27 protein-coding genes are annotated in these 20477 nt (G+C 59.2%); 4 read left to right on the top strand and 23 right to left on the bottom strand.

Features of this window, described 5'->3' with window-relative positions:
- Positions 1 to 503 precede the first annotated feature (503 nt).
- A complete protein-coding gene (locus HGI47_RS18345; RefSeq protein WP_168854232.1) occupies positions 504 to 1427 on the top strand; it encodes a winged helix-turn-helix domain-containing protein in 924 nt (307 codons plus the stop codon).
- On the opposite strand, the gene HGI47_RS18350 is transcribed toward HGI47_RS18345, so the two are convergent.
- The 18 genes from HGI47_RS18350 to HGI47_RS18430 all read right to left on the bottom strand — a co-directional run bounded on the left by HGI47_RS18350 (position 1424) and on the right by HGI47_RS18430 (position 13741).
- On the bottom strand, positions 1424 to 3286 hold the full coding sequence (locus tag HGI47_RS18350; protein ID WP_168854233.1) for a 5'-methylthioadenosine/S-adenosylhomocysteine nucleosidase: 1863 nt from the start codon (positions 3284 to 3286) through the stop codon (positions 1424 to 1426). The two genes, HGI47_RS18345 and HGI47_RS18350, sit on opposite strands and share 4 nt — an antisense overlap.
- Positions 3287 to 3295: 9 nt before the next feature.
- On the bottom strand, positions 3296 to 3799 hold the full coding sequence (locus HGI47_RS22430) for a hypothetical protein (protein WP_206066286.1): 504 nt from the start codon (positions 3797 to 3799) through the stop codon (positions 3296 to 3298).
- Positions 3796 to 4500 carry an HD family hydrolase gene (locus HGI47_RS18360; protein WP_168854235.1) on the bottom strand — a complete coding sequence of 235 codons (705 nt, stop codon included), beginning with the start codon at positions 4498 to 4500 and terminating at the stop codon, positions 3796 to 3798. The genes HGI47_RS22430 and HGI47_RS18360 overlap by 4 nt, the downstream gene beginning before the upstream one ends.
- A gap of 474 nt (positions 4501 to 4974) precedes the next feature.
- Positions 4975 to 5757 (bottom strand): hypothetical protein, encoded by a 783-nt coding sequence (locus tag HGI47_RS22435; RefSeq protein ID WP_206066287.1) that lies wholly within the window; start codon positions 5755 to 5757, stop codon positions 4975 to 4977.
- 355 nt (positions 5758 to 6112) lie between these two features.
- The gene (locus HGI47_RS23150; protein ID WP_168854236.1) at positions 6113 to 7186 is read right to left on the bottom strand and encodes a site-specific integrase; all 1074 of its coding nucleotides are present in this window, start codon (positions 7184 to 7186) and stop codon (positions 6113 to 6115) included.
- Between the two features lie 19 nt (positions 7187 to 7205).
- Positions 7206 to 7478, bottom strand: coding sequence for a helix-turn-helix domain-containing protein (locus tag HGI47_RS18375; protein WP_168854237.1), 273 nt, complete (start codon positions 7476 to 7478; stop codon positions 7206 to 7208).
- Positions 7479 to 7506: 28 nt separating this feature from the next.
- A complete protein-coding gene (locus tag HGI47_RS18380; RefSeq protein ID WP_168854238.1) occupies positions 7507 to 7758 on the bottom strand; it encodes a hypothetical protein in 252 nt (83 codons plus the stop codon).
- Positions 7748 to 8005, bottom strand: coding sequence for a hypothetical protein (locus HGI47_RS18385; protein WP_168854239.1), 258 nt, complete (start codon positions 8003 to 8005; stop codon positions 7748 to 7750). The genes HGI47_RS18380 and HGI47_RS18385 overlap by 11 nt, the downstream gene beginning before the upstream one ends.
- On the bottom strand, positions 7999 to 8130 hold the full coding sequence (locus tag HGI47_RS22940) for a hypothetical protein (RefSeq protein WP_255460923.1): 132 nt from the start codon (positions 8128 to 8130) through the stop codon (positions 7999 to 8001). Before HGI47_RS22940 ends, HGI47_RS18385 begins: the two co-directional genes overlap by 7 nt.
- Positions 8130 to 8459, bottom strand: coding sequence for a hypothetical protein (locus tag HGI47_RS18390; protein ID WP_168854240.1), 330 nt, complete (start codon positions 8457 to 8459; stop codon positions 8130 to 8132). Before HGI47_RS18390 ends, HGI47_RS22940 begins: the two co-directional genes overlap by 1 nt.
- The gene (locus HGI47_RS18395) at positions 8456 to 8626 is read right to left on the bottom strand and encodes a hypothetical protein (RefSeq protein ID WP_168854241.1); all 171 of its coding nucleotides are present in this window, start codon (positions 8624 to 8626) and stop codon (positions 8456 to 8458) included. Before HGI47_RS18395 ends, HGI47_RS18390 begins: the two co-directional genes overlap by 4 nt.
- Positions 8616 to 9125: a hypothetical protein gene (locus HGI47_RS18400; RefSeq protein WP_168854242.1), complete on the bottom strand. Its 510-nt coding sequence runs from the start codon at positions 9123 to 9125 to the stop codon at positions 8616 to 8618. Before HGI47_RS18400 ends, HGI47_RS18395 begins: the two co-directional genes overlap by 11 nt.
- Positions 9125 to 11788, bottom strand: coding sequence for a toprim domain-containing protein (locus HGI47_RS18405; protein ID WP_168854243.1), 2664 nt, complete (start codon positions 11786 to 11788; stop codon positions 9125 to 9127). The genes HGI47_RS18400 and HGI47_RS18405 overlap by 1 nt, the downstream gene beginning before the upstream one ends.
- Complete coding sequence (locus tag HGI47_RS18410; protein ID WP_168854244.1) at positions 11785 to 12129, bottom strand: hypothetical protein; 345 nt, start codon at positions 12127 to 12129, stop codon at positions 11785 to 11787. The genes HGI47_RS18405 and HGI47_RS18410 overlap by 4 nt, the downstream gene beginning before the upstream one ends.
- Positions 12130 to 12203: 74 nt before the next feature.
- Entirely contained in the window at positions 12204 to 12572 is a 369-nt protein-coding gene (locus HGI47_RS18415; RefSeq protein ID WP_168854245.1) for an ogr/Delta-like zinc finger family protein, read from the bottom strand.
- On the bottom strand, positions 12562 to 13023 hold the full coding sequence (locus tag HGI47_RS18420) for a hypothetical protein (RefSeq protein WP_168854246.1): 462 nt from the start codon (positions 13021 to 13023) through the stop codon (positions 12562 to 12564). Before HGI47_RS18420 ends, HGI47_RS18415 begins: the two co-directional genes overlap by 11 nt.
- The gene (locus HGI47_RS18425) at positions 13020 to 13430 is read right to left on the bottom strand and encodes a hypothetical protein (RefSeq protein ID WP_168854247.1); all 411 of its coding nucleotides are present in this window, start codon (positions 13428 to 13430) and stop codon (positions 13020 to 13022) included. The genes HGI47_RS18420 and HGI47_RS18425 overlap by 4 nt, the downstream gene beginning before the upstream one ends.
- The gene (locus HGI47_RS18430) at positions 13427 to 13741 is read right to left on the bottom strand and encodes a YdaS family helix-turn-helix protein (protein WP_168854248.1); all 315 of its coding nucleotides are present in this window, start codon (positions 13739 to 13741) and stop codon (positions 13427 to 13429) included. The genes HGI47_RS18425 and HGI47_RS18430 overlap by 4 nt, the downstream gene beginning before the upstream one ends.
- Before the next feature lie 145 nt (positions 13742 to 13886).
- Here HGI47_RS18430 and HGI47_RS18435 point away from each other — a divergent pair, with 145 nt between their 5' ends.
- The 3 genes from HGI47_RS18435 to HGI47_RS18445 are packed head-to-tail and all read left to right on the top strand — an operon-like array spanning position 13887 to position 16342.
- Positions 13887 to 14642: an XRE family transcriptional regulator gene (locus tag HGI47_RS18435; protein WP_206066288.1), complete on the top strand. Its 756-nt coding sequence runs from the start codon at positions 13887 to 13889 to the stop codon at positions 14640 to 14642.
- Entirely contained in the window at positions 14642 to 15064 is a 423-nt protein-coding gene (locus tag HGI47_RS18440; RefSeq protein ID WP_168854250.1) for an HIRAN domain-containing protein, read from the top strand. Before HGI47_RS18435 ends, HGI47_RS18440 begins: the two co-directional genes overlap by 1 nt.
- A 12-nt stretch (positions 15065 to 15076) precedes the next feature.
- Positions 15077 to 16342 carry a YueC family protein gene (locus tag HGI47_RS18445; RefSeq protein WP_168854251.1) on the top strand — a complete coding sequence of 422 codons (1266 nt, stop codon included), beginning with the start codon at positions 15077 to 15079 and terminating at the stop codon, positions 16340 to 16342.
- On the opposite strand, the gene HGI47_RS18450 is transcribed toward HGI47_RS18445, so the two are convergent.
- The 5 genes from HGI47_RS18450 to HGI47_RS18470 are packed head-to-tail and all read right to left on the bottom strand — an operon-like array spanning position 16339 to position 20474.
- Positions 16339 to 17331: a contractile injection system protein, VgrG/Pvc8 family gene (locus tag HGI47_RS18450; protein ID WP_168854252.1), complete on the bottom strand. Its 993-nt coding sequence runs from the start codon at positions 17329 to 17331 to the stop codon at positions 16339 to 16341. The genes HGI47_RS18445 and HGI47_RS18450 overlap by 4 nt on opposite strands.
- A 2-nt stretch (positions 17332 to 17333) precedes the next feature.
- Positions 17334 to 17744, bottom strand: a complete 411-nt coding sequence (locus tag HGI47_RS18455) for a phage tail protein (RefSeq protein WP_168854253.1) — start codon at positions 17742 to 17744, stop codon at positions 17334 to 17336.
- On the bottom strand, positions 17744 to 19996 hold the full coding sequence (locus HGI47_RS18460; protein ID WP_168854254.1) for a phage tail tape measure protein: 2253 nt from the start codon (positions 19994 to 19996) through the stop codon (positions 17744 to 17746). Before HGI47_RS18460 ends, HGI47_RS18455 begins: the two co-directional genes overlap by 1 nt.
- A complete protein-coding gene (locus HGI47_RS18465) occupies positions 19993 to 20124 on the bottom strand; it encodes a GpE family phage tail protein (RefSeq protein WP_168854255.1) in 132 nt (43 codons plus the stop codon). The genes HGI47_RS18460 and HGI47_RS18465 overlap by 4 nt, the downstream gene beginning before the upstream one ends.
- Positions 20124 to 20474 carry a phage tail assembly protein gene (locus HGI47_RS18470; protein ID WP_168854256.1) on the bottom strand — a complete coding sequence of 117 codons (351 nt, stop codon included), beginning with the start codon at positions 20472 to 20474 and terminating at the stop codon, positions 20124 to 20126. Before HGI47_RS18470 ends, HGI47_RS18465 begins: the two co-directional genes overlap by 1 nt.
- Between the last annotated feature and the right edge of the window lie 3 nt (positions 20475 to 20477).

Raw genomic sequence — 20477 nt, forward strand, 5'->3', positions numbered from 1 at the left:
CACCAAAGCCCTTTTACCCATAGACCTGTGCGAGCCCCACCGCGGGTCGTACTTGTAAGACTTTCGTACGCCTGCCGGCGCCCGAAACCCTTCGACATTGCCGTCATTCCCGTGCGAGCGTCGAAAGGGCGGCTAATAGCTGACACCGGACGCTCTGAAAGATAGAGAATAGCGGCAGGGAACCGGAAAGGCGGGGCGACCGGCGAATGTCCGGTTCGAGCTGGGTCGCGGAAAAAGCCAAAGATCACGCGGCGCCTGCTGCCGATCCTTCCGGACGTCTTTTATGCTTAGCCGGTAAGGCATCCAGGACTCCAGCGCCCCTGCTCTGCCGCCGTTGGTAAAATCAATGGGATTGCCAGTGCCACCAATTAGGCGAGGCTTAGAGCTAGTCTAAGCCGCTTCCAGTTTCCGAGCGATCAACCGATCTTTTTGTGATTGCCTTGCGAGTGAACGCACTTGGGAGTAAACGACATCATGCGTGATGCGCTTCTGTCGGTGCCTTGATGGATAGCTACCTAGAGATTGCTCGTGCTGTCCTTAAAAGTTCGCGCCAGCCGATGAGTGCCCGCCAAATCCTGCGGACTGCTCACCAGCTCCAACTGGTTCCCCGCGACTTGTTCGGACGAACGCAGCACAAGACCATGCAAGCACGTTTGGCGTCCGATATTCTTAGGCATCGTTCCAGAAGTGATTTCTATCGAACTGGTCCTGGACGCTTTTTTTTGCGCATGTTTCAGAACGATCGCAACATTCCAGACCGGCACAGGAGGGAGTACATCGCACCTTTGCGCGCGGCGCAATTAGGTAGGTTCGACGCGGTCGCTTTCCCGCGTACCGAACTCGCCGAACTAGGCTTTAAGCTCAGCGGACCCTTCTTGGTGACCGAACTACTGCCGCTGTCCTGGAGTCTAATGCGGCTTTTCAGTCTCCGGAAAAGCCGCAGCCATGTTCCGTTCCGCTTCTTGCTAGTCCTTTTTGCGGATGGGCAAATTTTTCTGCAGCATCGCAAACCTACTTCCGACGGCGACATCAGCCATCACTCCGCCATTGGTATCGAAGGCGTTGTTCGGCGCGATGACCAATCCTTGTTTTCTCCTGGCGACTTGGGCCTTGCCGATGCTGCTGCACGCACGCTTTTTGAGCATTTTGAGCTGCCCCATCATGTTCGGGCATCAGTACGTGACGAGCGCCGTTGGTCCAAACCACTCGCGGTGATCGACAGAGCACACGACGTACTTGAGACGGACATTCTGACCTATATTGGCTTCCAATGTGCCGGCATCTCCGAAATTACTGATGCCGTGGAGGCCTGGACGGCGTGTGAATGGATTAGCTTTCCCGCGAAGTTCAACGACCTCAGTCGGTTCGACAAATCATCAGCGCGCGTTCTCTCCGACGCTGAGCTTCAGGCCGCCCTTTGCAGCTAGGGAATGCGCTCAATGATCTTCCCTAGAGAAATGGTTTTCAGCAGATCGCTTAACGTCTTCATGCCCAGCGACCGCCAGTGATCATCGGCCTTTGCAGGATCGGCACTGTCCGAAATTACACGGATCATGCTAACCGCAATCCCCTGTTTGCGCGCAGCGGCGCAAACGCCGCCCGCCTCCATTTCTACCCCAAGAAGTTTGGGGTCGCCTCCTTTGCCATTTAGAATTTGAGCGCTCCATTCGTTACTGGCTACCACCTCGTCTGCGCTCGCCAACGGACCATAATGTATCGAAGGGCGCTGGTCATCCGGCCATCCCAACTCACAGGCCTGATTCACCCATGCCTTTTTATCAAACTCATCTGATTGGATGTGCCGTTGCAGCACATCGTCCATCACATAGTCCTCGTGTCTGAAATGGGTAATAGCGGCGTCCGCTTCATCAACAACCTTCCGCAGCGCGAGATCTACAACCTTCGTCGCGACCACGATGTGCCCTGGCTTGCTGTTGTTATTCTGGAAGCCACCCGCCAAGCCGACGATGAGAATTAGCTTGGGCTTTGGTCTTCTCGCCAGATAATCTGCCATAGCCACAGCGCCTGCAACTCGCCCCATTGCTCGCGGACAGATGACGGCCACATCATAACCATCGAGCTTGCCTGTCGCCTCGGGCGTACCTGCTGGCTTATCAAAGCCCAAGCTCTTCGCCAGCACGTCAAGTTCTTCGGCCAGGGCCACGAAGAGGACCAGTTCGGGTTGGTTGGACATGCCGGGCACTCTCTTGTTAGTGTTGGGTGAAATGATCCGCTGCCCGCGAACCGGCAAACCATGTTCTTTCACGAGGTGTGAACTGACCTCCGCCAAGGCATCACATAGTTCACGAATTTCTACGGGGCTGCCCTCATAAAAGCTCAGGCGTCGTGACTTGAGTGTTTCCCAGCCGTAGCTGACACCTTGTGCGGCCCGGCCAGCATGAAATTTGATGTCTGTCTCACTGCCTGCACTTTTTGCAAATGCCGCGAAAGCATCCATGAAGCTGATAAAACCTGGTTGCCGTCGCAATGAGACGATGAGGTCTGCCGGAGCTTCATAGAGTAGTTCCCGCATCTCAAAAATGTCGAGAAAACTGCTAAGGCGCCTGTAATTATAGACTTTTGTATCAGCCGGAATATTGAAATCGTGTAACACATGCGGAATGCCATTTAGCGCGATGAGGCCAAATTCAATGCAATATTGCCGGAAATAGACATGCTGTAGCGTATCGCGCATTTCCTTCGCGGCTGCCCTTGCAGGCTCGGGAAGCTCAGGCTCGATTGCTGACCAAGTGAGCGCCATCCCCTTCTCATGTAAAGCAGCCGGGATTTTGGAAACAATATCCACAAGATCGTGGGTCAGGCGCTTCTTGATCGGAGCCCACATGCGCGCGCCGCTTTCTGGCCCCGAAGTCCAGTCGTTCAGAATACCTTCGGTAATCAGGGTTTTACGACTGATGATCCCCTTGGCGTTGTCGCCGAGAAATCCGATTCTAGTGTCATTAAATAGGCCGGAATAACGATCTCGCATCGGCTCGTAGCCGATACGCTTCTTCTCGGCGAACTCCGCCAGACTGTTTTCCCGCATAGGGAACTGAATCAGCCCTTCGCGCAGAAAAGCACGCTGACTCTCAGCCAGCTCAAATGCGAGTTCATCTTCGACAATAAAGCCTGGCGGGGCAATGCAATGGTCTTCACACAGGATCGCGGCCGCGTTCAGAGCCTGACGCAGCAAGCCACTATGGCTTTGCCTTTGCAGACTCCCGTAGAAATCGAACACCTCGCGAGTGTCGCGATTGAGGAAATGAAGGAAAATATTCCGCCGCAAGTTTCGAACCTATGCCACAATCCTGGCAAGCGACAGACGCAAATGATTCAGATCACAGTCGTTTGATATCTCGAAATCAACCGCCGATGCATCCAGCTCAGTTTCCGAACGATGCAGACCATCAGTGGCTGGATCAAAGACCTGGCCGCGCTCGGCCAGACGGCGCAAGCGCTGATCGTCTGGGGCGCTGATCCTAATGGTGAGGCAGCCATAGTTCTGCGCCATCGCAAGATCTTCACAGAACCGCAGCGCATCGACTACGAACCCCTGATCGCTGCCCACACTTCGCAGCGCCGCGCGTAGGAAGATGCATGGATCAAGCGGCGTTAGGGCGTCATCGAGGCGCTGCGTGGACCGCTTGTCTTCATTTCCAAACAGGATATGCGAGATCTGTCTGCAGACTGCGCCAGTCTTAATGTGTGGAACATGGAGCAAGTCGCTCAATATTTCCGCGGCCCGCGACTTACCCGAGCCACTTTTTCCTAATAGTGCATATCGGATCGGCTGCGTCATGGTTTTACTGTCTCTATCACGGAAAGGGCCGCAGTAGGCAGGCGGCTCAACAGGCTTTCGACCGAGATACGCCTGAACAGGGCAATATCCGTCAGGAGGCGGTATATGAGTTCAGTGTGATGCCGCGCCAATCTCGGGAAATACTCCTTGGCTTTCGCAGTGTACCGCAGTGTGAAAGTAAGATGTTCATCCGTCATCGCTCCGGCCTTTTTAGCCAGAACGAACGTCAATGCTTGTAGCTTGTCTATACCTTTCACAAAACGGGCTTCTTCAGACAAACCATAGATCGATTCTAGGATTAAGGCGCGCTGCCGCTCTCCAGCAGATGCTGGCAGTCGAGCAATATATAGTTCGAGCGCTGCTAGTTCGAGTTCCTGCTTTCGTGCGCGCGCGGCGCTGTCGAAGGCATGTGACAAGTTTCCCTGCCCATCTGCTCCAACCGGGTCCAGGTCACCGGTGAAGAGTTCCAGCTTGTCGTGCAATATTGCTAGCTCGAGAGCGTGAAGGCTGTCGATGTCAGAAAAATTTGAAGCGACCAGCATGGTCGCGTCCGCAACATGCCAGCTATGCGCGGCGACGTTTTCAAGCTTCAGCCCGGGTTCGATCTCGTCTGCCGCGCGTGCGACCTGCGATTCATCATGCCAGTGATGCTGGCCCATATAGCGCCGGATCGATTGGAGCCCTAGCGAGGCGATCATCATGTCGACGTCCCGAACAACATCATTGAAGGGTGGAAGCCCCAAATCGCTTTCCTTCGATCCAGATCGCATTTCCAAGCCCTCGCGGTGGTCAATCGTATACCTTAGTCCGCTGTCAACATACGGTGCTTCTGTGGTCAGTGTGACCTCGTCTGTGCGAACTACACGGCAAGCGTCCATGATCACCCCCTAATCCGCAGAATGCAGAAGCGTTCGTTATATGCAAGCTCCAATGAACTGCCGATCAGGAGCATTGAACCGCGCTAAGTTTGTCGCAGGGCCCGACTTCTGAGAGTAAGGGGCTATCGCGAGGCAACTACTACAAACAAGCATCGGATACGATTAACGTTCGGAATTGGGTGCTATTTGCTGCGAGAGCGATCAGGCTGCCATCGGCCGCTTTCAACCTTAGCGGTCGTTCACGCTCGTCGATCGGAACGGCCTATTCTGGTCGATCACTGTCGTCCGTATAGGGAGCTAGCCGCCCTGTGCAGCAATTTCTGTGGGTATTACTGTCTGCACATGCTGAACAGTCAACGTTCCGTGTTGGTGCGCATCCTCCCAGCTGATCGTGACCCAGCTGATCGATCTCGGATACCGGATCTCGATCCGACTTGGGCGGTATTTCGCCGCCGCGAGCACCGGATATCGCTCTGGGTCGAAGGGCTCGAGTAGGAGAACGAATATGAAGCCGAGGATGCTCACTTGGAGCGCAACGATCTCATCCCCGCCGTCTGCTGTCTCGACCCAAGGGACCAGCTGGAAGCGCGAATGATTCAGCATGAGATCGCCCTCATTCATCATGCAGTATAGCCCCGCCCCTGCCGGCCAAGCCGCTGGGTCATCTAGCATCGCAATGAGTGAGTTGTCTTGGGCGAAAGCGCCGGAGAGCCGCTCTTCTCCTCTTGCCAAGTTCCCAGACACTGCAAGCGCCTTTGCCGTCTTCAAAACCCACCGTTCCAGGTCATGGCCTGAAACGAGCGAATGCCGAGGTTCGCCAGCATCCTCTTCCAGATATGTTTTGAGCGATTGGAACAGATGCTTTGCGGCACCGTCGATTGGACTCAACGAGCTGTTATGCTTAGTGCAAAGGCAGTTCGCACGGAGCGCATTCGCGCCCAAAACCCGGACCTCGCCTCGCGGCAGCCACGGCACCCCAGCAATCGAGAACTCACCGTTGCCTTGAAGCACCTGCATGACGGATTGCGAGATCAAATGCTCTCCGGAAATCGGGGCGACGCATGATCCGAGCTCGCGCATGTAGCACCTCTCGACAACCGCAGCCGCGGGTAAATCTCGTAGGCCGAGTGAGGCGGGTCGCCGGTGCCAGTTGCGACCATCAAAACAACACTTTCGCGCTATATCGTTCGATCCGCAGGGGCACGCACCGATGAGCACCGCCTCCCTCTTGCGCTTTGCTTCTCCCATGCTGCCCCCATTCATCTTGGCGATCTGAAATCTGGACGAACGGCTGCTTTTGAGCTGCTCCACCGGCGGTTTGCCCGACCGACACATCGGTGCATCCCGCCGTACGTTCTGATGTAAACTTGTATCACTACCCTTCTCAGAATGCGATGTTGGCGACGCCAGAAGCCAACGACGCATTCTCGTCGACTTACCGCCGCCGCCTGCTTTGCTTTCGTTGGCTCACAGGGGGCGTTTTGATCTCGCTTTGCTCCAAGGCGTTACGGACGTCATCGTCGAGGACGTGGGCGTAGCGGAGGGTGGTTTCGATGCGTTTGTGTTTCAGGGCTTCCTTGGCAGCAGCCAGGGAACCAGTGGCGCGGACGATGCGGGTGCCGCGTGTGTGGCGTAGGTCGTGGAGGCGGAAGCTGTCGACCTTGGCGGTTGCTAGGGCTGCGGCCCAGGGCTTGCGCAGGGCGGTGGGTGTTAGCGGGTAGCGTTTGTCCTTTCGGCGCTTGCCACGGCTCTTCTGGCAGACATAAGTGAAGACAAAAGGTTTGCCTTCCTTCGTGTCGGCCTGAGGCTGGCGCGCAATGATTTCGACCAGGGCGGTCGTCAGCGGGCGGCTTACGAAATCACCACCTTTGATGCGAGTGATTGCCGACTTTGCTGGCAGGTTCAAATCTTCCCAGCGCAGACCCAATACCTCGGCGCGGCGCCAGCCTGACTTGAGCATGAAATCTACCACATCGACGACGTCATTGCGAAGCGCCAGCATCAGCTTGTCTTCTTCAACCTGCTGGAGTTCACGCGGGGGCTTTTTCGGGACTTTCAGCAGCAGTAGCGCCCAGTCGGGCATTTCGCCTACGTCATATTTGGTCCGATGGGCGCGCCGCCACATGGACCGAGCGTTCTCGATCTCACGATTCACCGTGGCATTCGAGCGGGCATCGCGTCGTTTGGCAAAATAGATTTGCAGATCGCGGTCGGTCACCTCGGAGAGAAGCTTTGATGGGCCAAGCCCATCGACCAACTCGGCGAGCATGTAGCGTATGGTGGGCCAACTGGGCAGTAGCTCGACATGATCCTGATACAGGCTTGCAGCTTCGTTGACCGTGATCGTTGGTCGTCTGGTCTCAGGGTTGGCGGCAGCATGGCGCTCGCGCCGCTCGTAGGCTTCGGCAGCACGCAGCGAACTGCAGCCAGTTGAGCCGTAGTACCTCCTCCCTTTGAACTGGAAGTCGTAATGGTAGTGGGGTTTGCCCTTGGGCTTATAAACACTCACGGTTGGACCGAGTACGGCGCTAGCGCCTGTTCCGATCGGTAAAGGGAATGATCTTGGCCCCCTTGCGAGTGCTTCGTGTTGAGCGGGTGGGTTGAGCTTTGGGCGGACATGCTGGCTGCACCGTGCGAAGAGAATCGATGAACGTAGTCAGATCGTCCTCGGTGTATCGCACGGCGCGACCAATCAAAACATAGCGGAGCTTGCCTTCCTGTCGCGCCTTGCGAAGCGTGCGGGTGGAGAGGCTGAGGCGTTGCGCGGCCTCTTTTTCGGTCAGCAGCAATTGCTCACGCATTTTTCGCAGCCATTCAAAAAGGGGCAGGTCAGTCTCGCAGCCACCAAGGTTGCGGGGGTGGTTCGGGGTCGGCGCGGTGGATGGGGGCGCTTTTCAGGGCTTCGAGGCGGGCGTGGCCCTTGCGCCATTCTTCGTGGGCGGCGCGGCGCTGTTCGGCTCCGGCGCGGCGGGCCAGTTCGGCTTCGGCTTCCTTTGGGGTGCAGCCGAGTTCGCGCGCCAGTTCGAAGGCCGCGCGGTGGGCGCGGTAGCGTTCGGCCAGGCTGACGGACTTACGCGGCACCGCCTGAGGTCCGAGGCATGGCCCGGTGGGCCTGCGATGCCATACGGGCGGCGATCATCGCACCGTATTCCCGCTGCCTTGCCCGCCACTGGCGCTGGTAGGCGCGATCGGCGAGATTATCGGCTTCGGCCTGTTCTGCGGCGGTGAGCGGACGCAGCAGGCGCAGGGCGTCAAGCTCTGCCGTGCGGCGCAGCTGCTGGGCGACCGGCATCTGGCGCGGCGCGCGGGTGGCGGTCGCGCTTACCACGGGCAAGTCTCCCATGCCTGACACTGCACGAAACCGGCGATGAGGCGTTCGGCAAAATGCAGTGCGGCGGCGAGGGACAGGGCGAAGGCGGCAAGCCGCGCGATGTGGTGGAGCTGGTGAGCCATCACGCGGCGCTCTTCTGGTCATCGATCAGCGCGTTGACGCGACTGACCCAGTTCACGCGCTTTGCAGATCCGGGCGGCATGAGGGCCGCGCCTTCCTTTAGCAGGGCCAGCACCTGACTGCGCAGGCGGAGCTTGTCGGGCGATGGCCTGCGCGGTTTGACAGTGCGCGCGGCGATGCCGGCGCGGGTGCAGTCTGCGCACCAGACCTTGCTGCCGCGCTGGGACCAGCCCACCGGCAAACGCGCATCAGGCGCGTGGTGGATGTTGCCGCAGGTGCATTCGAAGCTGGCGACGTGCGGCAAGGCGGCGGGGATGCGGGGGCGCTTCATTTCACGGACGCCGCGATGAAATTGGCCACGGCGATCGCCGCCAGCGAGAAGGCGACGAGGCCGACGAGACAGGCGGCGGAAAGAAGAGCCTCGGTCCTGCTGTTTCGGTTGGCAGGCAAGCGGCATTCACGGCATGGGCAATCGATGCGGTGGAGTTCAGACGGCATGGTTGGCCTCCTGGTTGGTGCGCGAAGTTGCGCGGATTTCTCTGGCGAGCTGGGAAAGGGCGGCGGTTCTGCGGCCGGGTTCGAGGTGCCAGCGCAGGGCGATCACGCATTCGGCCTGATCGGCGAGCGCATCGGAAAAGGTGCCTTCCTCGCGGGCGATCTCGGCAATGGTGCGCAGGCTGGCATCGATGGCGGCGCGGCGCTGATCGAGGGACGCCAGCGGGGCTGGCTCGCCTTCTCCGGTGCAGATGAAGCGCCAATCGGCGGCGATCAGGCGAAAGGTGCCAATCTCTGCCTCGGCTTCATCAGCCGACATCTTTCCGGCGGTGACCAGCGCGGGGAATCGCTTTTCGCGCGAGGCGAGCATCCGCTCTGCCATGCCGAGAAGTTCGGCATGATCGTGGATGCGGTTGGGTGGATCGAAAGTTTCGATGCCCTGCCAGATGCGCAAGCCCGCCAGCTCGGCGCGCGCGTCGGCGAAATTGATGACCGCCCCCATCAGATGATCCGATCCGGCTTCGCGGTCTGCTGGAAAACCCAGCAGGGGACCGACCGGTTATCCGGCGCATTGACGTTCTTGTTCGCCAGCCACTTGCGCGAATGGCTGCCGCGCAGCACTTTCTTCAGCACGTCCATGTTGGGCAGGCGGAGGCCTGCATGGTGGCAGCGACTTTCGAACTGCGGCAGGTTGATCGCGATCAGGGTTTCGGGGCTGCGCGACTGGTTGAGGCTCTTGCCATCGCCGTGCGCGGTGGGGTCTTCCCGGCTGATCAGGTAATCGACCTTTTCCCAGAATTCGGCCACGAGCGGGTGATCGCCGCCCGCGCTCTGCTGCCGGTCGAGCGCCATCTCATCGACCAGTTGCAGTGTTTCCGCGACCCATTCGGGGCGAACGTTGTCGAAGAGTTTGGGCAGCGCTTCTACAGCGGCGGCAAGCTGGCTGTGGCACTTGATCGGGCGGGCGTTGTGCAGGCCCTGCACGCGCTTGCCCATGTTGCTATCGTGCCAGGCGTAGCGATCAAAGAAGAACGGCAGATAGTCCGCCTCGTTGCGGACGACATGAACGATGGTGCCGGAGAGCGGTTCAATCGGCCATTGTTCGAGGCGGACAGCGGCGGCCTTGGTGTTTCCGTTCCACCGCGATTTATCAATCGCCATCGACATCAGGCGTTCGAGGACCGCCGGGATGGCGTCGATCCGCTCGTTCTGCATCAGGTAGATCGAGCCGAGGAACGGCGGCGAGACGGTTTCGAAACCATCGGTCTTCTGGCCGGTGCCGCGCGGGCTGCGCCCGTTGTAAAGCACCAGCAGTTCGTTGAAATCGAACTTGGCCTTGCCGGTCTTCTTCTCGTCATCGCGCCCACCTTCGATCAGGCCGACCGGCAGGTTCGAGACTTTCATCAGAGTGCGGGCGAGGAATACCGCCGTGCCCTTGTTCGGATCATCGCCTTCGTAATCGGCGCGGCCCAGCAGCTTCCACAGGAATTCAACCATCGTGGATTTGCCCGAACCGGGAGGGCCGGTGATTTCGAGAAAGCCCAAAGACTTGTGCTTTTCGCGGATCTGCACCGCAAAAAGCGACATGGTGAAAAATGCCAGCGCCACGAGGCCCTTTGGCCCATAGGCGGTCCACAGATCGGGCACCCATTCGAACTGCAGGCGATCCGCATCATAGGCGATATCGAGCAGGCGTTCGGCACTGCGCAGCTTCACCGCCTGCTTGCCGAGATCGAAGTAGCTTTCCTTGTTGGTGGCGATCAGCCGCCCCCGGCAGACCGCGAGATCGCCGAGAATCCACGCCTTGTGATCGCGCGAATATCCGGTGAAATCGATGGGTTCGACCACTTTGAGGTTCGGCGTTTGCGCGCGAATGATGCGATCAAGCTGTTCGCCGGTCCCGCTCCATGATCCGGCGAAATCCAGCAGGCGCTTCTTGAATTCGCTGCTGTTGGCGCAGGCCGCAGACGAGAAACGCGCCTTGACCGTGGGCTGCGCGGTGGGGAAATCGATCTGCAGGAAGTAGGTCGTTACGTCCTTGGCTTCGCTGCGTTCGCGGTAAAGGATGCGGAACGCGCAGTTGGCGATCTGCTCAATCTCGATCTGGCGGTGATCGCCGTCTTCATCCTTGCGCAAGCGACACCACCACAGGCGGTTGCCATGCCGGAAATCGAAAGCTCCGACCGAACGGGCCTGATCCAGCTTGCGGCCAACGATCAGCTTGGCCTTGTCATAGGCCGAGGCGGCAAGGGTCAGCCTGCCGTTGTAGAGATATTCTTCGAACGCTCTCGTGCCGAGCGGGGCCTTGTCTGCTTCTCCATCCCAATCGAGGTGTTCCTTGAGAAGGTCGTTCCAGTCCTTCTTGGTGCCTTCACCATCGGGTTTCACCTGCAGCGCTTCGGCTTCCCAGCCTTCGGCGCGGGCCTGCTTCACATGTTTGCGTGATGCGCTGACGCCGGCGTTGCCCACGTCATAGGCGAAGAGCAGCTTGGGGCGAGTGGTGCGCCCGATGCGCTCCAGTTCGGCGCGCAGATCGGCAAGGAAGTGTTCCGGCCAGTTGTTGGTGGACATGACCGACGCGGCCACCTTGCGCACCTGGCACAGGGAAACCGCATCGAAGATGCCTTCGGCGAAGATGATTTCGTCTGCCTTGGCATAGTCTTCGATGGTGAAGCGGGGCGGGGTCCAGCAGTGGCCCTTATAGGTTCCGCCGTATCCGAAATTGGCCTTGGCCTTGAACCGGCCCACCCGATCAATGAGGCGTTCCCAGAAGGTTTCGCCCACCCTGAAACGGACGGTGGCCGAAACTGCCCCGCTTTCGCCATCGCGGTACAGTTCCTGCGTGTACGAGCCGCGCAGCCATTGCAGATCGAGCATCCGGTCATGCAGCAGATAGGCATCTGCGGTGGCGGTGGGGTTTTCGGGCGTGGGGGCGAAGCGCTTTGACCAGTCTTCGAACAGATCGGGCAGCAGGTTGCGGACGCTTTCCGTCCACCCGCAGTTATCGGCGCGCCCACATTTGACGACTTTCGGGTCTTTGGCAGCGCAATAGGCAGTGCGTTTGCCGCACTGTTCGCAGTTGCCTTCCTGCAGCCACTGTCCCTTGGTTTTGCGGAACTGGAACTTGGCCTGCAGGCCTTTGATGATGTCGGCTTCAAGGCTCACTGGGTGCGTCCGCCCTTGCCCTGCGAGACCGCGATCAGGTTTGCCGCCGAGGTGACATAGAGCCGCCCGAACTCGGTCAGTCGGTAGCTGCTGCTCATCTGGCGTTTGCGGCCAACGTGGCGCTTCCACGCGCTGTCCTGCCACTGGACAAGGCCCTTCTGCTCCCACGCGGGGGCTTCGAGCATTTCGATCATCGCGGCATCGAAGGCATCGGCTTCGCGGAAACCGCCGACCGCAGCGAGGAACTGGCGCTGGCGGCGGGTGAGACGCGGCGCGACCAGGCGAAGGGCTTTATCAAAGCCGATGCGCCGCGTGGCCGATGTGTGATTTGTTGCAGGCAAAGCTTCCCCCTCGCCCGGAATGCGGGCGTTCAATGGTCCAGGAATTTCAGGATGGTGGCCGGGTGGCCGGTGGATCAGCCGGAGAACATGCTGATCTGCGCCGGGTCTTCCTCCTCGGCCCGGCGCGCGGTTACGTGGGGCACCTGATCGCGCGGGCAGACCGGCAGATCGAGGTCGGGCCGGTCGATCAGGCCGGGGCTATAGGAATGGACGAAAACCACCTGCGCGGCGAAAGTGTGGCCGCAACCGGTGTTGGTGCAGTGCGCCTCAAGGTGTTTGACCTTTTCGGTGATGCGTTCCGACCGGCGAATGAAGCACGGCTCCTCGCACTTTGGGCAGGTGATGAAGGCGCTGTCCTTTGCAGGCTTGCCGCCAGAGCGCAGACGCATCTGCAGCGGCGCGCTGATCATCGGGCGCGGGGCGAGATGGCCTTCACCGCTCATGGACGTTCCCCTCTTGGCGATCAATGGCGGCAAGCGCGCCGGTGAGCGTGGCGATGGCTTCCTCGATTTCGCGGCGCGCGGTGCGGCGATCTTCTGCATTTGCCGATTGTGCCAGCACGATCAGCGCGGCCACCGCTTCCCCGGTTTCCTTTGCCGTGGCGGCAGCGGCGCGCGTGATACAAAGGTCTGTTGCGTCCGCCCCGGCAAGATCGAGCCGGAGCGAATAGACCTGATGAAACGGTGCGACCTTGGAACCTTGATCGAGGCAGGCGCGATCAATCCGCTCGGCATCGATCAGCCGGATTTCAGCGTTGGTGTCAGGCTCGGACCAGTTGCTGGCAGCGCGAGGCGTAACCCCACAGATACCGCCAACTGTGTCCCAACCTCCGAGGATGGCAGCGGCTTTGGTCAGCGCGAGGTGGAAAGTCAGGGGTTCGCGGCGCTTGGTCACAGCGTCACCCCAGCATATCGAAACACAACCATGTTCCCGCGCAGCGTGATCTGGCTGCGCGGAATTCTGGTGCGAGGGCAGACGGCGAAATGCGTCACCGAAACCTGAGATGTGAGATAGACGCGGTGCGCGAGGTGGCTATGACCCACGCAGCGAAAGTCGCCATCGCTATAGTCAACCGCCTTACAAATGCCCACGTGCCCCTGATCTTCGGCCCTGCCGATGAACAACTGGACCCGCTCGGTGGAGGTCTTCAGACCAATTGCCTGAGATAGGTCATAGCCGATGTATATCGACAGACACGGCGATGGCGGATTGTCGGTCCACATCAACACAATCTCATCGCGGCTAACTGGCTCTGGCTTCCGCTGGTCTACGAGACCACGCCTGATACGCTGAAAGGTCATGCAGCAGCCCCCACTTCGTCGATGCCGCGATGCAAAATTTGCGAACTTTGGAAAGAGACGCTCGCAGCGCATTGATCTACCGCGAGAAGGCGCTGGGGAGGCGGGTAAATGTCGGGGCGCAAATGGTGCCGCGAGATGCCGGTGTCTGCCTCAGCCTTGAGAACGTATTCCGCAGGAAGGCGCTTTGATTGCGAGACCCATCGACTGACTGTGGACTGATAGACGCCGAGAGCTTCGGCTGCAGCTTCCTGCGTGCCGTAAGCGTCGATGACCAGTTTAAGGGCTTCGAACCGAGTGGGAATGCTAATCATGCATTAGTGCATATTAGCGTCATATTAGCACGTCAATAGGAAACTAATGCTAATGCTCGAACTAGATGCGTTAGACCCCGACGCCGTGGCTGAAAAACTTCCCATCACAGCGACTCGGTTGCGAGATCGCCTCCTCGAAACGGGCATGACCCAAGAGGAACTAGCCATTGCCGTTGACGCTACCCAGGGTGCGATAAGCCAGATTTATACCGGCATGACCCGACGGTCACGGTTGTTGCCCGCCATTGCTACTGCGTTAGCTGTAAACCTCGACTGGCTTGTCGGCACATCTGACCAAAAAATCGACATGTTCGACGCAGACGGAAAAGATATTAGCGAAGATGACTTGGCGCTAATTCGAGCTGGTCGCAGCCAGAAGCGGCTTTCTAATCCCGCGCAACTCGAAACGCCCCAAACGATTATCACTGTAGCAAATTCCAATGAAGCAAGCGTTCCTCCTGCCGCAGAAGAGGATGAAGACGACGAGATCGTCGAGGTCAAAGAGATCGATCTGCGCTTTGGCATGGGCGGTGGCGGCTATCTTGAAGTGCCGGTCAAGAAGAAGCCGCGCAAGTTTACGCGGGGCTGGCTGCGCCTGTTTACGAATGCCCCGCACACCCGGATATTCATCGCGCAGGGCATTGGCGATTCGATGGCCCCCACGATCATGAATGCCGACATGGTGATCATCGATACTTCGGAAAACGAGGTGCAGTTCGGTGACCAGATATGGGCGGCTGCCTATGGCCAGACCGGGGTGATCAAGCGCCTGCGCCCGCTGCCCGATGGCGGGGTGAAGATCCTTTCCGACAATCCGCTGGTCGAAGCCGAAACCGCCTATGACGGCGAGCTGCACGTGCTGGGCAAGGTGGTTGCGGTTATCCGCCGGATGGCAGGCTGATGCCGCTGCCTGCGCTGTCTCTGGCAGTCGTTGGCGCTGACTATGAAAACGAGGACAAGGCGCGCAGCAATCGCCGGTTCGAGATCGCGCTGTGCAAACCGGGAGACGCGGTTCACCTGGTGCCGGAACCGGAGAACAACGCCGATGAGAATGCCGTTGCGGTGTTTTCCGAACGCGGCATCCAGATCGGCTATATCACCGCAGAGCGATGCGTGCGCATCGGCGCGCTGATCCGCGCGGGGCGCGATTTCTGCGCGGTATTTCAACAGGCTGCGCCCTATGGTTGTGTGATCAGGGTCGCATTCGACGGGGCAGTTCCAGTGGTAGACCCTGACGCGCAACCGATTCTGCGAAGGCCGGAGCTGGCCGAGGGGGCAGACCCGGATTTTGATTTTGAGCCGGACCCGGAGTGGCCGGATTAGCTGGGGGTGGGGATGTCTACGCGTTACAGTCTTGTTAGTGTTCCTGATGCAACGCTCATTCGATTTTTTCAGGATATTACAATAACTGATAGCGAGGCCCGTCCAAGCTTTTCGGGATTAAACACTTTGAACTTTTCGCTCAATAGTGAGCGTGAAGTTCCTAATTCGTTTGATGGGATTTATACTTCGCAATCTGCGATGATTAATAAGGCGGTATACCGCTGCCCCGATTTTGGTTTCAATGTGACCTTTTTCAGAGGTCATTCATGGACTATAACTCCGCAGGGTGGGTCTAGCTGGCTGCCCAACGCAGGATTTGTCGATGGTCTTGAAATCGAAGGACCAGACCACATCCAACACGCACTATTGCTGGCTAACGCAATCAAACAGCATCTACAGATGGCTCCCATTCCTTCGATTGGGCAACGTTCTGCTGATACACTTGATTTAGCCAGCCAGATGCTAAATCGCCTGAGCGCCGCAGCTGCTGATTTAGCTGAGCACACGGCGAAGCGGCAGCGGGATCTGGACGGATACAAGGCTCAGATCGAGCAGCGAAATTTTGAAGAATTAGTAGAGCAGAAAGAAAAGCTCGAACTGACCTTCGAGCAACGACAGGCTGTCCTGGATCAGCGGGAAGAGGAAATTTCCCAGAAAATATCTCGGATTGATGATCGCGAAAATACGCATGTCAGAAGGGAGATAAAAAATAAGTTCACGGGTGAAGTTGAAAGTATACTAAAAGAAGATTTACTAGGACGCTCAAATTCGCAATATAAACACCTCTCCCTTTTAACCATATTTGTAGGAATTGTTTTAATTTCGGTCGCAGTTCTTTCAGGTTACGCAATAACCGGGCTAAATGATCAAAATACACTTATATTTCTAGGGGTTAGCCGCATTCTTTTGGGTATTGGTGCTGCATCCTGCTTCTGGTTTGCTATTCGCCAAGCAGCTCAGCGCTACGCCCAAGTCGCCAAATGGGAAAACGAGCTTCATCGGTTTAGGCTGGATGCCGAACGCGCCGCCTTTATATTGGAAGGTGATCTGGAAGCTAGAAAGTCGAATTCTGAGGGATTGCCTCATGTCATTTTGGACCGATTTTCTCGAGGGTTGTTCGCGACGGAGCCAACCTCCGATGGTACTGATCCCGTCGGGAACACGTTGGTGCATTTGCTCAATCGACCAGCGGGACTTGAAGTTGGTACGAACGGTATCAAGGTAGAAGTCGATAAAGCGTCACTACGGAAGGCTAGCAAGGAGATAGAAGGCAATTAAGCGCTTTCCAGCGCAACCTTCTGCGCCAGCCCGCCCGCGCCGAGCGAGGTTTCCACGCTTTCGACCAGCCACACGGTGCCATCGATGCGCGCGTTCCAGCCTGACAGCTTTACGTGGGCGTTGGGCTGGATCTGCATGTCGGCCTCGGCAAGGTCATAGTCGAAGGTGAAGGCCCCGCGTTTGCCCTTGCCCGCAGCGGCCTTCACCGCCTGATCGGCTTCGGCATGACTGGCGTAGACGCGCTTCAGCTTCTTTGGGTTCTGGCCGCCGGTGGTCACCTTCCTGCGCTTTCCGGTGCCCTTGTCGTGCCATTCGGCCTCCGCGCCATCGTTCTGGCTGCGATCCGCGCGGCTGAAGCGCCATGTCCACCCATCGCGGCGGGTGAGCGTGAGGGTGGGAATCGCCTTGCCGCTGGCGGTGGTGCGCGCGCCCACCGGCATCAGGATCAGCCTGCGGTCCTTCCACGTGGCCAGCGCATCGAACCGGCTGCCCAGATCCATGACAAAGGCCATGTCCGATTTACCGTGCTGCTCCAGCACCGCGATAGCGGCTCCGCGCAGATCGGGGTGGACCATGCTGGCCACGCCATAGCGCGTGGCGATGGCATCGATCACCGCGCCCAGCGTGGTATCGCGCCAGACTTTCGTTCGGCGTTTGCGGTAATTACCGCCCAGATCGGCGGAGCGGGCGCGGATGGTAATCACGTCGGGCGGGCCGCTTTCCTCAACCTCGTCCACCTTGAAGCGACCTTTGCCGACAAGGCCGGTCGACGGCCCGCCAGAGCGCCAGCCCAGCGCCAGCGTGAGCATGCGGCCTGTGGATGGCGCGGCAAGACGGCCATCGTGGTTGTGCAGGGTGAGCGAAAGCTCGTCTGCCTCGTCCCCCCGCTTTTCGGTGAGCGTGAGATCGAGGAAGCGCGGGTCGATCTTTGCGGCCAGATCGGTGCCATCATCGAGCAGCAGCTGCACGCCTGCGATGTTCGCGGCCACTGTCAGTCCACCCGTTCAAGCTCGATGGCGAAATCCACCGCGCGGGGCAGGCCACCGCCCATGATGCCGCGGTGCGTCTCTTCAAGCCGCATGATGCGATAGTGGCCCAGAACGCGGCCCAGACCATCGACCAAGGGATAGTCCTCTCCGGTATCGGCCATCGCCTTGACGATCTCAATCGCCACGAACTGCCCCGCCACTTCGGGCACGAGCAGGCCCGCCAGCGTGATCGTATCCTCACCGGGGCCGAGATACTGGCTGGCGGGGCGCGCCATGAACCGCTCCGACGTGCCGTGCCGCCAACTGGTGCGGCGCGAAAGTTCGGAATAGGCCATCGCATCGATGCCGAACAGGAACATGCCGAGCGTGAGCAGGTGCGCTGGCGACAGGGTGTTGGTCGGAAGCGATGCCATCAACGGTCCCCTTCGTAGGAACTGCGCGCCTTCACGCCCTTGGCCCGCTCGATCTTGCGGATCACCGCCTGCGCCAGATCATCGACACTTTGACCCGGCGCGCCGTAGACCTGCACCGTGATGCCGCCACCGCCACCCAATGCGCCGCCCTGCTGCACGCCGCCCGATGCCGGTGTGATGGGGGATAGCGAGACTGCGCCTGCGCGGGCCACGCCAGTGGCCATGCGGCCCATCGCGCGCTGGGGCTTTCCGCTGCCGCCATCGATCCCCTGGGCAAGCCCGGTGGCAACGTGGCCACCCATCTGCATCATCAGCCGCGACGGGCTTTTGATGCCGAGGTAGTTCTTGAAGGCGGTGATGCCGTTCTTCGCCATCTGCACCAGCTTAACCGCCAGTGCCATCGGGTTGATCGACATGAGCAAGCCCTGCATCATCATCTTGCCCAGATTGGTCAGCCAGCTTGGCGCAGCGGCAAGGGTGGATTTGACCCAGTTCCACCCGGTGAGAAACGCCGATTTGATCTTGTCCCAATTGGAATAGACCAGATAGGCGAGCAGCCCGATGGCCACCCCGATTGCGACGATCGCCAGCACCATCGGATTGGCGAGCATCATTGCCCCGGCGCGCATCATGCCCTGACCGAGCAGCAGCGCCGCCGTGCGCATCATGCCGAAGAAGCGCACTGCCATGCTGCCTGCGCGGATGCCAACGTTGACGAATTGGCCGAGCGTCCTGCTCATCATCATCATCATGCCGCTGTGCATTCGGAAGAACTTCAGGGCGGTGGCAAACGGGCCGAGCAAAGTGCCGAATGCCAGTTGCAGCGCGCCGAGGCCAAGGCGGAAGGCAACGAGATAACCGAGGCCCTGGACCAATGCCGAAGACAGTTGTGGGTGTGCCTGGCTCCATGCGCGGACGGAGCGCGAGAGTTCGAGGATCTTCTGCGATCCTGCGACCACGGTGGGCAGAAGGTATTTGCCCAGTTCGATGTTCACCGCCTGCAGCCCGTTCAATGCCAACCCGGTTGCGCCTTCGGTGGTGGCAACGCGGGCGAGGTATTCCTTCTGCATTGACCCGGCATACTGCGCCTTGTCTCCCACAAGCTTGAAGTTCGCCTGCAGCTTATCGAGGTTTGTCAGCATCGGAGCGATTGCACCGATGGATTCGGTTCCGAAGAGTTCGCCAAGGATGCTGGCCTGCGCCTCTTTCGGCAGCTTGCTGATGCGCGAGAGGACGTCAGTGATGGTGGCGGCGGAATCCTTCTGCATTCCTGCGGCAACGCTGCTGGCTTCAAGACCGAGGCTGGAAAGGGCCTGCTTCTGTCCCTTCGTGGCGGCGGTGCCCTTGGTCATTGCCAGCATCATGTTCTTGATGCCGGTGGCGGCAACCTCCTCTTCCACGCCCACGCTGTTGAGTAACTGGGCCATTGCGCCGACCTGCGACGAGGACAGCCCCGCTACCTTGCCGAGCGAGCCGATGCGGGTGACGATGCCGGATACCGCCGTGGCATTGCCGCCATAAGTGTTGGTAAGCGCGTTGATCTGATCGGCCAGCGCGGTGACGCCAGTTTGCGAAAGGCCAAAGGCGGTGCGCCATTTGGCCATCATGCCGCCCGCTTCATCGCCGGTCATATCAAAGGCCACGCCCATCTTCGCAGCATCCTGCGCAAAGCCGAGCAGCTCCTTACGCGGGATATTGGCGCGCCCCGCTGCTGCTACAATCTGGGCAATGCCGCCTGCCGCCATCGGGATTTTCGTGCTGAGATCGAGCACATCACTGCTCATCTGCGCGAATTGCTGCGGCGTATCGAAATTCACCACTTTTCGCACATCGGCCATCGCGGATTCGAAGCTCATCGCCTGCTTGACGGCGTAGGCCAGAGGCACAGCCATTGCCGCACCGCCGACCAGATTGCTTTGCCCTTTGGACTGGTAGTCTGCCCCGGCGCGGCGCATCGCCCGTTCATCAGCATTGATCGCAGCAAGGCGACGCTGGCGGCGAAGTTGTTCGTTGGTTTGCGCAAGCTGGCCTTCGAGTTCCCGTTCCTTGTTGATCAAAGCGGTGAGGTTGCCGGTTCCTTTGGCGATATCGCGACGGACATTGGCAAGCTGCCTTTCGTACTTCTTGGTTTCGCCAGTCAGCGCACGGATGGATTTTGAGCCATCGCGGCTGAGGCCGATAATGTTGCGCAAAGCGCCCGACATCTTGTCGTGCCCGATGAAGTTCACGAGGAGATTGAGCTTGTTGCTCATGCGTCATCCTTGCCTTGCATCCGGTTCCAGCGCGACACAGCCCGTTCGCGCCAATCGAGCAACTCGGGCAGGGTAAGGGCTTCGAGTTCGGCCTTTGACCAGTGGAAGATGGCGGCGATATCGGCCATCAGCTCTTCGGCTGATAGTGCGTCATTACCGCCTCGATCATGCCGCGCTCCGACTTCGTCATAAAAAAACCGCGAACAGTTCCTGCGATCTCGGCGAAGTCTTCAGGATCAAGCGCGTTCGCCTCATCAGCCGTCAGCGGCGGTTCGCTGATGCGCGGAATGAGCGTGAGCATGGCGACGATGTCCATGCCCATCACATCGTTGAGCGAGAGGCCGCGCAGCTCGCCCGCCTTGGGGCGGCGCACAGTGATCGCATCGAAGCTGGTCTCGCCACGCTTGATCGGGACGGCAAGGTTGACCGTTTCGAACAGGGGCCGGGTATCGGCAGTGGGGGCGGCGGGTTCTGACATGTG

The sequence above is a fragment of the Novosphingobium sp. ERN07 genome, from assembly GCF_012641335.1.
Classification (GTDB): domain Bacteria; phylum Pseudomonadota; class Alphaproteobacteria; order Sphingomonadales; family Sphingomonadaceae; genus Novosphingobium.